General features: G+C 40.6%; 18 protein-coding genes. 10 read left to right on the top strand and 8 right to left on the bottom strand.

Annotation, left to right across the window (positions count from 1 at the left end; translation table 11 throughout):
* The first annotated feature begins 64 nt into the window (after positions 1-64).
* Both deoD and ES896_RS17350 read left to right on the top strand, forming a co-directional pair.
* Positions 65-760 (top strand): purine-nucleoside phosphorylase, encoded by a 696-nt coding sequence (gene deoD, locus ES896_RS17355; protein ID WP_060781124.1) that lies wholly within the window; start codon positions 65-67, stop codon positions 758-760.
* A 68-nt stretch (positions 761-828) separates the two neighbouring features.
* On the top strand, positions 829-1,659 hold the full coding sequence (locus ES896_RS17350; RefSeq protein WP_017367458.1) for a M15 family metallopeptidase: 831 nt from the start codon (positions 829-831) through the stop codon (positions 1,657-1,659).
* Positions 1,660-1,708: 49 nt separating this feature from the next.
* Here ES896_RS17350 and ES896_RS17345 read toward each other — a convergent pair whose 3' ends face one another.
* Complete coding sequence (locus tag ES896_RS17345; RefSeq protein ID WP_017359682.1) at positions 1,709-1,972, bottom strand: hypothetical protein; 264 nt, start codon at positions 1,970-1,972, stop codon at positions 1,709-1,711.
* Positions 1,973-2,064: 92 nt separating this feature from the next.
* Positions 2,065-2,763 (bottom strand): class I SAM-dependent methyltransferase, encoded by a 699-nt coding sequence (locus ES896_RS17340; RefSeq protein ID WP_060832400.1) that lies wholly within the window; start codon positions 2,761-2,763, stop codon positions 2,065-2,067.
* A gap of 151 nt (positions 2,764-2,914) precedes the next feature.
* On the opposite strand from ES896_RS17340, the gene ES896_RS17335 reads away from it, so the two are divergent.
* Positions 2,915-4,300 (top strand): S41 family peptidase, encoded by a 1,386-nt coding sequence (locus ES896_RS17335; protein WP_008346456.1) that lies wholly within the window; start codon positions 2,915-2,917, stop codon positions 4,298-4,300.
* 245 nt (positions 4,301-4,545) lie between these two features.
* Here ES896_RS17335 and ES896_RS17325 read toward each other — a convergent pair whose 3' ends face one another.
* From ES896_RS17325 to ES896_RS17315, 3 genes are all read right to left on the bottom strand, one after another.
* Positions 4,546-6,039, bottom strand: coding sequence for a sodium:solute symporter family protein (locus tag ES896_RS17325; protein ID WP_048003186.1), 1,494 nt, complete (start codon positions 6,037-6,039; stop codon positions 4,546-4,548).
* Positions 6,024-6,242, bottom strand: coding sequence for a DUF3311 domain-containing protein (locus ES896_RS17320; protein WP_008346461.1), 219 nt, complete (start codon positions 6,240-6,242; stop codon positions 6,024-6,026). The genes ES896_RS17325 and ES896_RS17320 overlap by 16 nt, the downstream gene beginning before the upstream one ends.
* Before the next feature lie 237 nt (positions 6,243-6,479).
* Positions 6,480-7,097 carry a nitroreductase family protein gene (locus ES896_RS17315; RefSeq protein ID WP_113747251.1) on the bottom strand — a complete coding sequence of 206 codons (618 nt, stop codon included), beginning with the start codon at positions 7,095-7,097 and terminating at the stop codon, positions 6,480-6,482.
* Positions 7,098-7,238: 141 nt separating this feature from the next.
* Here ES896_RS17315 and ES896_RS17310 point away from each other — a divergent pair, with 141 nt between their 5' ends.
* Positions 7,239-7,571, top strand: coding sequence for a winged helix-turn-helix transcriptional regulator (locus ES896_RS17310; protein ID WP_008346466.1), 333 nt, complete (start codon positions 7,239-7,241; stop codon positions 7,569-7,571).
* 75 nt (positions 7,572-7,646) lie between these two features.
* Positions 7,647-7,865, top strand: a complete 219-nt coding sequence (locus ES896_RS17305; protein ID WP_003215921.1) for a hypothetical protein — start codon at positions 7,647-7,649, stop codon at positions 7,863-7,865.
* Between the two features lie 40 nt (positions 7,866-7,905).
* Here the strand turns inward: ES896_RS17305 and ES896_RS17300 are convergent, their stop codons facing one another.
* A complete protein-coding gene (locus ES896_RS17300; protein WP_135227105.1) occupies positions 7,906-8,379 on the bottom strand; it encodes an Hsp20/alpha crystallin family protein in 474 nt (157 codons plus the stop codon).
* An 86-nt stretch (positions 8,380-8,465) separates the two neighbouring features.
* On the opposite strand from ES896_RS17300, the gene rarD reads away from it, so the two are divergent.
* From rarD to bshB2, 4 genes are all read left to right on the top strand, one after another.
* Positions 8,466-9,377, top strand: coding sequence for an EamA family transporter RarD (gene rarD, locus ES896_RS17295; RefSeq protein ID WP_039165518.1), 912 nt, complete (start codon positions 8,466-8,468; stop codon positions 9,375-9,377).
* Between the two features lie 78 nt (positions 9,378-9,455).
* A complete protein-coding gene (locus ES896_RS17290) occupies positions 9,456-9,737 on the top strand; it encodes a hypothetical protein (RefSeq protein WP_135227104.1) in 282 nt (93 codons plus the stop codon).
* The gene (locus tag ES896_RS17285) at positions 9,734-10,084 is read left to right on the top strand and encodes a YojF family protein (RefSeq protein ID WP_008346474.1); all 351 of its coding nucleotides are present in this window, start codon (positions 9,734-9,736) and stop codon (positions 10,082-10,084) included. The genes ES896_RS17290 and ES896_RS17285 overlap by 4 nt, the downstream gene beginning before the upstream one ends.
* 17 nt (positions 10,085-10,101) lie before the next feature.
* Positions 10,102-10,767 carry a bacillithiol biosynthesis deacetylase BshB2 gene (bshB2, locus tag ES896_RS17280; protein ID WP_135227103.1) on the top strand — a complete coding sequence of 222 codons (666 nt, stop codon included), beginning with the start codon at positions 10,102-10,104 and terminating at the stop codon, positions 10,765-10,767.
* A 21-nt stretch (positions 10,768-10,788) separates the two neighbouring features.
* Here bshB2 and ES896_RS17275 read toward each other — a convergent pair whose 3' ends face one another.
* Together ES896_RS17275 and ES896_RS20445 are read right to left on the bottom strand one after the other, a co-directional pair.
* Positions 10,789-12,156: an MATE family efflux transporter gene (locus ES896_RS17275; protein ID WP_019743266.1), complete on the bottom strand. Its 1,368-nt coding sequence runs from the start codon at positions 12,154-12,156 to the stop codon at positions 10,789-10,791.
* 59 nt (positions 12,157-12,215) lie between these two features.
* Complete coding sequence (locus ES896_RS20445) at positions 12,216-12,341, bottom strand: hypothetical protein (protein ID WP_003215647.1); 126 nt, start codon at positions 12,339-12,341, stop codon at positions 12,216-12,218.
* 81 nt (positions 12,342-12,422) lie between these two features.
* Here ES896_RS20445 and cdaS point away from each other — a divergent pair, with 81 nt between their 5' ends.
* Positions 12,423-13,049: a sporulation-specific diadenylate cyclase CdaS gene (cdaS, locus tag ES896_RS17270; protein ID WP_024718575.1), complete on the top strand. Its 627-nt coding sequence runs from the start codon at positions 12,423-12,425 to the stop codon at positions 13,047-13,049.
* Positions 13,050-13,335: the final 286 nt, after the last annotated feature.

Genomic DNA, 13,335 nt, shown 5'->3' with positions numbered 1-13,335 from the left:
TTGATCTCAATCGTTTATAATAAATGGGACTAAACACATGTTAAACGTAAGTGGAGGCTAAAAAATGAGTGTACATATTGGAGCAGAAAAAGGACAAATTGCAGAAACGGTATTGCTTCCGGGCGATCCGCTTCGTGCGAAATATATTGCAGATACATATTTAGAAGATGTTGTGTGCTATAACGAAGTGCGCGGCATGTATGGTTATACTGGAACATATAAAGGAAAACGCATTTCTGTACAAGGTACTGGAATGGGCGTACCGTCTATTTCGATCTATGTGAATGAGCTGATCCAAAGCTATGATGTTCAAAACTTAATCCGTGTTGGTTCTTGCGGAGCGATCAAAAAAGATGTCAATGTACGTGACGTCATCTTAGCTCAAACATCATCAACAGATTCTCAAATGAACCGTGTGGCATTTGGACCGATTGATTACGCACCATGTGCTGATTTTGGTTTACTGAAAAAAGCCTACGACACAGCAGAAGTGAAAAATGTAGCTGTGCGTGTTGGGAATGTATTTACAGCAGACCAGTTTTATAATGAAAAACCACTTGAGCTGATGGATCAATATGGAATTCTAGCGATCGAAATGGAGACAACGGCTCTTTATACGCTTGCTGCAAAATTTGGCAGAAAAGCGTTGTCGATTCTGACAGTGAGTGATCATGTGCTAACAGGAGAAGAAACAACTGCTGAAGAGCGTCAAACGACATTTGACGAAATGATCTTAATTGCACTAGATTCTGTTTTATAATAGTATAAAGGGTGTGCTACGATGTAGCGCATCTTTATTTTTTTAGTAGAGCAAAAGGAAGGTATGTCATGAAGAAAAGCTATAAAATACTCTCAATCGCATCGATTCTTGGTTTGACGGCCGCATTATCAGGCTGCCAGTTGCTGGATCAGAAAAGCGGTACCACTGAATCTAACAAAACAAACGAACAAAAGAACGCAGCAAGTTCATCACCCCAGCAAAACTCAAACGATACGGCAGATTCATCTAATCAAGAGCTGACGTTAAAGAGTGAATATTTCAATGACATCAAGGTAGTGAGCGGACTGAAGACCATTCAAAACCCTGAAAATGTGCTTGCTTTAGTGAACAAAGAATATGCACTGCCAGGAACCTATAAACCTTCTGATCTCGTTGTACCAAAAGTGGAATTCTCTTTTTCAGAGGATATTGAAAAACGATATATTCGAAAAGAAGCAGCGGAGGCACTTGCGAAGTTATTCAAAGGTGCTAAAAAGGAAAACTTTGAGCTTGCTGCAGTATCGGGCTATCGTTCCTATGATCGTCAAAAAGTCATTTTTGATAGTGAAGTGAAACTAAAAGGGAAAGAAAAAGCCCAAGAAGCCGTAGCCTTACCAGGCGAAAGTGAACATCAAACAGGTTTAGCTATGGATATTTCCTCAAAAAGTGCCGGTTTTGAAATCTCTGAAAAATTTGGTGAAACACCTGATGGTAAATGGGTAGCCAAAAACGCTTATAAATATGGCTTTATCATCCGTTATCCAAAAGGGAAAGAAGACATCACGAAATATGAATATGAGCCGTGGCACCTGCGCTATGTAGGGAAAGAAGCTGCAAAAGCGATGCATGATCATGATTTAACATTCGAAGAGTACATGAACAAAGTGAAGAAAATATAAACAAATAAAAGGTCTCCCGAAGCTGGGAGGCCTTCTTTTATACGCCGTTTTAAAAAAAGAGCAAACCTGCTAATGCGAAGCCGGTAATAAAACCGAGACCGATGCCATAAGCTGGACCCCAGCCATAATAGCCTCCGTAATAACCTCCGTAATAGCCAAAGCCTAAGCCCCTGCGGGACCCGCCGACTGGTCGGATATAAACTTTGCGGTTTGACACCCGCTCAATACGTCCAACATGTACTCTGCCATTTCGATCAGTAATTCTAGCTACTTTCCCCATATGCTGCTGACAAAGTTTATAGTAGCGCTCCATGTTTTTCCTCCTTATGACAAACTCTTTTCACTCTTATCCTATGCGAAAGACTTCATAGAGTTTGGACAAAACATATAGGAGATTCGCTCATTTTATACTGTACATTCAAATACAAGGTGACTCAGGTGTTCTCGGTGTGTTTGAATCAGGTCATAGTGTGTCTGTAATGTATCATAAAGAGAAGGTGGTATTTGATCTGATAATTCCATTTCGGTCGGCTCTTCCTGCACCATGTGCTCATCGAATGAGAGAATCTGAATGTCACGGAATCCTGCGGACGCTAACTGCCTTTTCCATTCAGAAAATGAAAAGAGGGAGTGAAACCCATAAAACTCCCGAATGGTTGCCTGTTCTTTTGAGGGAAGCGGCACTTTTAACACAGCCTCATTTGCGATCAATTGTTTTCCAGGAGCAAGCACCCGTTTGACCTCAGCAAGCGCAGCAGGTAAATGGGTGAAACTTAAAACAGATTCACTGATCAGTAGAGAGAACGAGTCATCCGCAAATGGCAGGTGTTCGATCGATGCTTGCTGTGCACGGAAAGGTAGTTGTTCCCGCTCGAATCGCAGATTGGCTTTTTCAATCATCAAAGGGTGTGTATCAATCGCCTCTACTTCATAACCTAAATGTCCTAGATAGGCGGCTGTTTGTCCTGTGCCGCATCCGACATCCAGTATACGATCGTCAGACGCCAAGTGAAGATGCTCAATCATCGTTTTTGTTAGCTCAATTCCACCAGGATGGGCACCTGATACACCAAAATAGGCAAGCATTTCTACATAGTCACTCATGGAATCCCTTCTTTCTTTATCATGTTTCTCTCTAAAGATTATGCATTGCAAGGCGAAATGGCTTATCTTTTCAAATAGAAGTTTGATCCTTTGGTTGACGGATGAAGAATCGTCCTTGATAATAATGAAAGGAGATAAAGGTGGTGTTTTTTTGAAAAAACAATTCAAGTTCGTGATAGCCATTCTGGTAACAGCAGCGCTTTCCTCAGCGATTACATTTGTGATCACAAAACAAGGTGCTGTCAGCGTTTCAGGAGATGAGAAGTTTAGTAAACTCATGGCTGCATATACGAAGGTAAAAAACGAGTATTACGAAAAAACGGATGATCAAAAACTAGTAGACGGTGCGATTCAAGGAATGATTGCATCACTTGATGATCCATACTCTACATATATGGATCAGGAGGAAGCCGAAGGGTTTAACAACACCATTTCATCTTCATTTGAAGGAATTGGTGCACAAGTAGAAGAGAAGGATGGACAAATTTTAATTGTCGCACCGATTAAAGGCTCTCCTGCTGAAAAAGCTGGTTTGAAACCTCATGATCGTATTTTAAAAGTGGATAGTAAAAGTACAAAAGGCATGTCAGTGAATAAAGCCGTTTCTCTTATCAGAGGGAAAAAAGGAACGGATGTCAAACTGCATTTGAACCGACAAGGTGTTGGAAATGTGGATGTGACGATCACAAGAGATACGATTCCACTTGAAACGGTGTATGCAAAACTAACAAAAGATAAAATAGGTGAAATCCAAATCACTTCTTTTGCTGAAACCACGTCTAAAGAGTTAGATAAAGCGATTGATGACCTCGAGAAAAAAGGGGCAAAAGGTTTTGTCATTGATCTGAGAGATAATCCAGGCGGCATTATGACAGAAGCAATTGAAATGAGCAATGACTTTATCGATAAAGGAAAAGTCATTATGCAGGTTGAGGAAAAAGGAAAGAAACAAGTGTACAAAGCGGAAAAAGAACGCAAAGTTCATCAGCCGACAGTTGTTCTTGTAAACGGCGGTTCAGCGAGTGCTGCTGAAATCATGGCGGCAGCTCTGCACCAATCCTCTAGCATTCAACTGGTTGGAGAAAAGACATTTGGTAAAGGGACTGTTCAAAATGCGCAAAGCTACAATGATGGCTCTAGTGTGAAATTAACCATTGCCAAGTGGCTGACACCAGACGGGTCTTGGATTCACAAAAAAGGAATTGAGCCACAGGTGAAAGCATCTCTGCCGAGTTATGCGAAGCTGCCATACTTAAGTCCGAAAAAGACGTATCAACTGAATGATGATGGAGATGAAGTCAAAGCGGCTCAAAAAATGTTCCAAGCGCTTGGCTACAAAGCAAAAGCCAATGGAGAATATGATCAAGCATTCCAGTCGATCGTGAAAAGTTTCCAATCAGATCACGATCTAAAGGCTGATGGTATTCTGACAGGGGACACAACGACGGTACTGATGACAAACATCCAAGATAAGCTCAAGAAAAATGACACGCAAATGAAAAAAGCCATTGAAGTGTTGAAAAAAGAAATGAAATAGAAAAAGCAGTCCTCATCAGGGGACTGCTTCAAATTGTTGACAAAGGGCTAAAATGAACTTTATTTTAGCCCTTTGTCTTCTTTTCAGCTCAGCGTGATAGAAAACCTTTGAAGTCTAGGAAGGACGAGTACTGGAGCGGAGCGAATTTGACATTCGTGAGCACCAGCACGCAGGACTGACAAAGAATGCGAGGGTTTGTCTACACGCTGAAGCAGTCCTTATCAGGGGACTGCTTTTTTCTTGTGTTATGCTTTGTTAGCCACAGGTTCCGTTGTTTTCCCATTCTTTTCAAACAAATCACTTGTCACAGAATTAGATGCGACATTCTTCTGGAAGAATGGATTCAATATCAAGATGACCACAACGTTTGCTAGTAAACCGAGAAAGCCTTCATAAAGGCCGAATGTCATTTGTGTCATATTCGCTGTAAAGGTCACGATAATTCCTACGATGAGCCCCGCAATCGTTGCTTCTCTCGATTGTTTTTTCCAGAACAAGCTGATGGCAATGGCTGGGAAAATTTGAACCATTCCAGAAACACCGATCAGCTGAAGCGTGACAAGCGCAGTCGGGAACAACATACCGAATAAAAGAGCAAGCCCGATCACGATAAATACCATCGAACGTGTAATGATCGTTAAACGTTTAGGTGACACATTTGGATGGATTAAATCACGGTACAAATTATTGGCAAATAAATTCGACGCCCCAATGGCCATGATCGAGCATGGAATGAGAGAAGCAAGTGCAATCGTTGAATACGCAAGCCCCTGCATCACGCCGCCATATGACGTCTGAATTAAATGAAGAAGAGCAAATCTTGGATTTGTATCTTCCGGTAAGACTAAAAAGGCAATGAAGCCAAGGAAGATGACCAAAATCAATACAATGTTGTAAAGAGGTAAAAACATACTGTTTTTACGGATGGCATCTGCGCTTTTGGCTGTGAAAACACCAGTTGCTGCATGAGCCCACATAAATAATGCGAGTGCAGAAACACCTGATGCGGTAATAAACCACAAAATGCCTTTAGGGCCTCCTTCAGGTATCGTCAGAAGCTGTGGGGCCTCCTTAGCTAACGTATTCATCATCGGCGTCCAGCCGTTAAAATGAATAATCGGGAGGGAAACCACCATAAAGAGCATGATCACCCAAACAAGAATATCTTTAATAATAGCTGTATATGTAGGACCTTTAATACCACTGAAAAATGTATAAAGTGCAACTAAAATAAATGAAATCATAACAACTGCATTCACATTAATATAACCCGTTCCAGCGACAGTTAACGTATCTTGAATCCCGCTGAGCTGAAGACAAATGTATGGAATGAGCATGAGTACACCGACAATGGCAATCAAACTGGATAACAGTTTACTGTCAAATCGCTCACGTGCATAATCAGCAAGTGTTGTCAGCTTGTGATTTTTTGCAACCGTCCAAAGTTTTGGTAAGAAGAAATACGCAATAAAATAAGCAAGAACTGAATAGGGGATAGCGAAAAAAGCAACACTTCCCGCTGTATAAGCTGTACTTGTGAGCCCTAAAAAGGTATAAGCAGTATATAAGTCTGCGCCAACAAGGAACCAGACGAGAAGCCCGCCAAATTTTCTCCCGCCAACAGACCATTCTTCTACTGATTGTCTTGATGATTTATCACGACCAGCGGCAAAACCGATGACCACGACGATGAAAATAATACTTGCAGTAATCAATAAAGCTGTTAAGTTTCCTTGCATTCGTCAGTTCCTCCATTTGAATGTTGCATCCTGTAAATGATAAATGTGCAAACGGGTGTGAGTACAATCCATAGTAAGAGCCAGAAGTGGAAAAAAGGCAGCCCGATGACAAATGGATGAATACGATTCACAAAGGGGAGCAGTGCAAGCTGCCCAATGAATGGAATCGCGATGAGTAGTGTCAGTATCAGTTTTTTGTTCATGTTTTCCTCCTCTAATATTTTGTAATTTCATAATAATAGCAGTTGTCAGATTAGATCACAAGACCATTTTCAGAAAAAACAATCATTTTTATGAATATCATACTAATATAACGCTTTCATTTTTAAAAAGAGGTAAATAGTGAATAGAGAGAAAGGAAGACTTGAAAATAAGTATGGAAAAATAATATTTAGAGCAAATAAAAAAGCCCCAGCATGAAGCTGAGACTGTGCCGTTTTTTATAGGAAATCAGATACTTCTTCGATGTCAAAACGATTGCTTTTATGAGCTTCTTTTGCTGCTTTGCCGACAGAAATCAACATCACTGGTTCGTATCGACCGCTCACATTGAATTCTTTCACGTACGCTTCTTTGCTGAAACCGCCCATTGCGCATGTATCATATCCCATTGCTTTCGCCGCAATCATTAATTGCATAGCAGCTAACGAAGCGTTTGAATAAGCAGCTTCACGTGCATATTGCTCGCTTTGGTAAGCACCATTGATTTGTGTCATCAGTGTTTCTTTAATATCTTCTGTGATGAAGCCTTGTTCTGCTAGCTCACTGTAGATTTTTTCACCATTTAGATTGGCTTCAAGGTCACCAAGCACTGCAATCACAGCTGATGCTTGTGAGACTTGTTTTTGGTTATAAGCAATTGGAAGAAGTTTTGCTTTTGATTCAGCACTATGGAAAACAGTGAAATGCCAATGCTGAAGGTTCCAAGCAGATGGTGCTTTTGTTGTGATATCAAGAAGCTCTTTTAACTCTTCTTTTGTCATTTCATGAGTTGTATCATACTCTTTTACTGAAGCTCTTTCTTTTAAAATGTCAATCGTTTTTTGATCGCTCGCCATATGGATATTTCCTCCCGTTTTTGCAAATAGTATGGTACAATAAATAAAAAAGTGAGAAACTTACTTATTGTAACTAGAGATATATTTTAAATTGTATACCGTTAGTTTGTCAAACGATCATGAAAAGAAAGGCTGAAAAATATGGAATTTCAATTATGTCCAAACATTCAGCAAGCTTTTTTACTTCTTGGCAAAAGGTGGAATGGTCTCATCATTCATGTATTGCTTGATGGTCCGAAGCGGTTTAAAGACCTGACGGATATTATTCCATCCATCAGTCAAAAAATGCTCGCAGAACGCTTAAAAGAACTTGAGCAAGAAGGAATCATAAAGCGCACTGTACTTCCTGAAACGCCAGTCAAAGTCATCTATTGTCTAACCGAAAAAGGAAGTGCATTACATGGTGTGTTCGGAGAAGTATCGCGCTGGGCAGGGGAGTATGCTGGATCTCATGTAAAAAAGGAGCAAGCTTAGTTTTAGGTTTGCCCAAACGTTTTGTCTCCTAATGAATATGCTGATGTTAGGCACATGACAAAGGAGGAGAAAAGCATGTACCCTCATACTCCGTATTTTCGAGGCGGTGCCCCTGGCATTCCGCCATATGAATCTAGAGTCCCTTTGTTTTTTGGTTTTGGCGCTCCTTTAGTCGGCGGACTGCTTGGCGGATTTCTAGGAAGTGCGATTTTTAATTATCCTCGTCCATATTACCCGCCACCACCACCGCCTGTTCCACCACCTTATGGCGGCGGATATCCACCATATTATTAAGAAAAAAGAGTAAGCCTGCTTCCATTTCAAAGCAGGCTTTTTATAATGGAATATCAATTTCAGAGATGCCTGGATCATCATGCTTTAAAAACATAATTTCTAAAATACCATCTTGATACGAAGCCTTCGTTCCTTTTCTTTTCACAGCAGCAGGCAGGACAACCTTCTTTTGTTTATTCTCTTCAGGAAAATGATCAATAAACAGCAGATTGGCTGTATGTTTGATTTTTACTTTTTCAGTGTTCGGACGATCGAGCTCTATTTTGACAAACACGTGATCTGTCGTCTCAAATACTTCAACATTCGGCTCTTTCTTTTTTTTATCGTCTGTCTCTCTTGCTTTCTGCTTCTGAGACAGCGGATCCTGAAAGGGGAATTGAGCAGAATAATTGGAGCCGAAAACACTTTCCATGACTTGATTGACATATTGCTCAACGTCTTTAGGGTCTGATTTTTTTAACGCTTCTTTTGAAAATTGCTTTTGAAAAGGGAATAATCGGTTCCAGTCAAACATGCAAATCATCCTTTCTAAATGCCCTGAATTAGTATATGCCCATAATGTGATGTGCGTGCTATAATATACGATAAGTTTAGAAAGGAATGGTTAGATTGAACGAACAACAATCAAAAGGTGTCTTATATACGGCTGCATCTTTTACATTATGGGGGTTGTTCCCATTATATTGGAAACTGATGGAGCATATTTCGTCAGGCGAAATTTTAGCGCACAGAATCGTATGGTCCTTTATTTTTATGTGCGGTATTCTTTTATATTTAAAGCAAGTCCGTCCAGCGATGCAGACTGTGAAAGGTCTGATGATTGATGGAAAAGCACTTTTTTCATTACTTTTATCGGCTATTTTGATCTCGGTCAACTGGTATGTGTATATTTGGGCGGTAAATCACGATCTTATGCTGGAAGCGAGTTTAGGGTATTATATTAATCCGCTTGTATCAGTTTTACTAGGCATCATTTTCTTAAAAGAACGACTGAATAAAATGCAAACCACCGCCATTCTCATTGCCGCAGCTGGTGTCATCATCTCAACTGTTCAGTACGGCTCATTTCCTGTCGTGGCTTTCGTATTGGCTTTTAGTTTTGGGTTCTATGGACTGATTAAAAAAAGGATGAGTTTTACGAGTGCCATTGGATTAACCATTGAAACACTGCTTCTTGCACCAGCTGCGCTTGTTTACTTATTCTTCTTCTTAAAAGAACCTGTTGTCACAATGAATCCGAGCAGCTTCGGCTCTCTTGGGCTATTATTTTTTGCAGGTGTCTTTACAGCTGTACCGCTTCTTTTATTTTCTGAAGGGGCCAAAAGAATTCCTTTATACCAAGTTGGTATTTTGCAGTATATTGCACCGACCATTACACTCTTTTTGGGGCTGTTTGTATATCACGAACACTTATCTGCAGCAAAAATCGTGACATTCCTCTGTATTTGGGTGGCGATTTTACTATTTACAACCTCTCAACTGCGAATGAAAAAAACAGCGAATTCTCATTAAAGAGACGAAGCAGTTTGCTTTTTTTTGCAGGCGGATCATGTCATAATAAGTTGTTACCAAAACTGTAGAGGTGATCACATGTCATCAGCCGATGAGCTTGCACACGCTTATCAATCTTTATGGAAAAATCGGCAGCTTGATGTAGTGGATATGACTTCATTACACGAGGCGATACGAGATGATTTGCTTGATGCACGCACCCATCCTCGCGCAAGAAAGTCATTACATCAAAAGTATGTACTCGCTGTGGAAAGAATTTTAGAAAGTGCTATTGAGCAGGGTCATCAACTACAGCTGATCAGCTTACATACGAAAAAGCTGCGAGAACTAATTCAAAATGAAGGAAGGAACCACTCATGAAACCAATTCAAACGGAAGATGTCACAGCACATCTTGAATCGTTTTTAAATCGGCCAGTCTTCGTTCATCTTGAAACGACAACCGGTTCTTATTCAGCTCATGTGAATGAGCAAAATATGACGGTCGTGGCGTATATCCGCAACGCAAAAGTTGTCTATTCACAGGCAAAAATAAAAGGACAAGGCCCATATCGTGTCGGGATGAAAACAGAAGATGGCTGGATTTACGCAGAAGGTTTAACCGATTACGTGTTTGATGAACAAGGTCGCCTGCTGTTAGCAGGACACCTGCCAGACGGAAAACTAGCGATCTCATTACAAATTAGTGAAACACCATTTCAGGTGTAGGAGAGAGGGGAACAGTGATGAACGAACATGTACTTGTGATGCTGCCTCACCCCGACGATGAATCCTTCGGGGTCGCAGGGCTCATCGCGCAAAGCAGAAAACGTGGAATTCCAGTGACGTATGCATGCGGGACACTTGGAGAAATGGGAAGAAATATGGGAAGTCCAACATATGCTAACCGTGAGACACTTCCTGAATTAAGAAAACAGGAATTAATCCATGCATGTAAAGAAATGGATGTCACAGACTTGCGAATGCTTGGTCTTCGGGATAAAACGTTGGAATTTGAAGATGATGAGTATTTAGCGGATGTGATGGAACGCATAATTGATGAAGTGAAACCAACTCTTATTGTCACGTTTTATCCAGGTCATGGCGTACACCCTGATCATGATGCGACAGGTGAAGCGGTCATTCGTGCTCTATACCGAAAGAAAAAAGAAGACCGTCCCGTCACATACTGCATGGCCATTACGAAAAATCGAGAAGAAGTGCTAGGAAATGCCGATATTGTGATTGATATTACGGATGTAGCAGATATCAAATTAAATGCACTAAGAGCGCATAGAACACAAACAGAAGGCATGCTAAGAGAGCTTGAACAAAAGTTGAAAAACAAAGAACCAGTCGTTCAAAAATGGTTTGATGAAGAAATTTTCTGGACGTATCAATGGAATGACTAAATGAAAGGCAGCTGACTTCAGTCAGCTGCCTTTTCCTGTTGTATCAGAATGCATACGTCTTTCAATCAACCTGAGACGAACAAATAGGACGATGGCACCTGCGGCAAGCCCAGTAATCAGCCCAACCCAATAACCAAACGCTCCAAATGAGGTATACGTGCCAATCAAGTAGCCAGCTGGAAGGCCGATGACCCAATAAGAGACAAACGCAGCAATCAGTGTATAATTCACATCTTTATAGCCGCGCAGAGCCCCTTGAATGGGTGCAGCGATCGCATCAGACAGCTGGAAAAAGATCGCATACATCAAAAAGTGCTGTGTCATTTGTAAAACAGCTGATTCAGTTGTATATAAACCAGCGATCTCAGGTCTAAATAACAAGATGAGTGCTGCAGTACATAATGAGAACAAAACAGCTGTTGCAATGCCAATATAGCTGTAGCTTTTTGCGTCTTTATATCGCATCGCACCGGCTTCAAAACCTACAACAATCGTTAAAGCCATTGAGATACTAAGCGGCAGGATATATAAAATAGAAGCAAAGTTCATCGCTGCTTGGTGACTGGCGATTGTCACGGTATCAAAGTGACCCATTAAGAGTGTGACAGCTGCAAAAATACTTGTTTCAAAAAAGATCGCAAACCCAATAGGGATACCGATTTTCAGTATTTGACCCATTCGGGAGACGTTAAAACGAGGTAATGTCTGAAACAACCGAAAGGATGCAAACGGTTCGGCTTTGATGACAATACAAATACTCATGATGAAAATCGCCCAATACGTCAGCGCAGATGCAAGACCTGCCCCTGCACCGCCAAGCTTTGGAAACCCAAAGTTTCCAAAAATAAAGAGATAATTTAAAACAAAATTAATAGGAAGTGCGGTTAACGTAATGAACATCGTCACACGTGTTTTTCCTAATGCATCAATGAACGATCTCATGACTGAATAACCAAAAAGCGGGATGATCCCAATAGCAAGGAAGCTGAGAAAATGACGGGCAATAGTTTCTACGGATGGTTCAAGCCCAAGTCTCCCTAAAATAAAAGGAACACACAACGATCCAATAACAATCACCACGATACTTAAAAGAAAAGATAAATAAATGGCCTGGAAGACTGCACGAGGAACGTCTTCCCTGCGGCCGCCGCCCATCAGCTGAGCCACAATAGGGGTAACAGCCATTAAAATGCCAGCAAGACCAGTATAAACAGGTGTCCAAATGCTCGAACCGATCGCTACACCTGCTAGGTCTTCTGCACTCACTTTTCCAGACATCACCGTGTCTAAAAATGTGATGAGCGAAAGACCTGCTTGTGTAATTAAAATCGGAATCAATATGGTTAAAAATTGTGCCAACTTTGCTCGAATACTATTCGTTTCTCTCATCATAAGTTCCTCTCTGAACAGAAATAACGAGAGGAATTATATCACGCTATGTAAAAAAATCAATTCTCCGTCGGATTATTTTTCTTTGAGGGCTTCGTTTTTTTGAACATTTGGGCATAAATAAAAGAAAGACTGACAACACCTAAAATGCTGCAAGCATATTGAATCACTTTTTGAATGGTCATATTGAATTCACCTCCATACAAATAGAATGTGCACAATTTGTTATTTTATGACACAAGCGAAAGAAGGAGGGACATGGTGAGATGATCAATCGCACAAATGAAGAAGCGATGTTTAAGTTAGAAATGAAATCTCATTTAACGCAAATTATGATGGATGCAAGGAAAATCGTCGATTCGCTTGACCAGACCGAACAATGCCTTCTTTGTGAACTCGAATCATTGCATGATCAGTTTAATGAAATGCATGCAGAGGCTTCCTCGTTTTATTTACAAGCGTATATGGAAGAATTCACACCAGGTTTTGCTCAATTTTCTTTAGCCATTGAGAACTTATCAAAACAAAAGCACGGCGCACTGATTGTGATTCAAAGGAGAGATGAGGTGGAGGATTATATACAAAAAGGGACAAACCTCCATGCGAAAATTAGCGCATCATTAATAGAAAGCATTTTCTATCCTGGAAACCCACTTCATGATGGCGCCCTTTTAGTAAAAGAAAACACGCTTGTTTCCGCTGCAAACGTCCTACCGCTCACCTCAAAAAAAGTCAGCCCTTCTCTAGGCACAAGACACCGGGCAGCCATTGGACTTTCTGGCATGACTGATGCCCTTGTTCTTGTTGTATCAGAAGAAACAGGGAAAATGTCGTTTGCGAAAGAAGGCGTCCTCTATCCGTTAACTGTAAAAGACCAAGAAATCAGAAAGTAAACATGAACACAGCATTCTTCATTGGGAAGGGTGCTTTTTTTATTGAGGAGAAAAAACAGGCAATTAAGTAAAAAGTCATTTGATACAGAAAAATTTGTCATGTAGAATAGAACTATGAAACTAGCAACGTGCTTGTTTTGACAAATTTCTAAACGTCAACTTAAAAATTCCTTAAAAATTGTTTATAAATACAGCAAACAGCCGATAGAAACGATATGGCTTTGTTTTAGCATTTTGAGTTTGCTGCTCTAAAACCTATTTAGTATTGCCCAACGTCTTCATGTCG

The organism is Bacillus sp. 005/A4HT-01/001, assembly GCF_004634445.1.
In the GTDB taxonomy this organism is placed as follows: Bacteria; Bacillota; Bacilli; order Bacillales; family Bacillaceae; genus Bacillus; species Bacillus altitudinis.
Note: the sequence above shows the minus strand (reverse complement) of the source record. Positions and strands in the feature narration are given on the sequence as shown.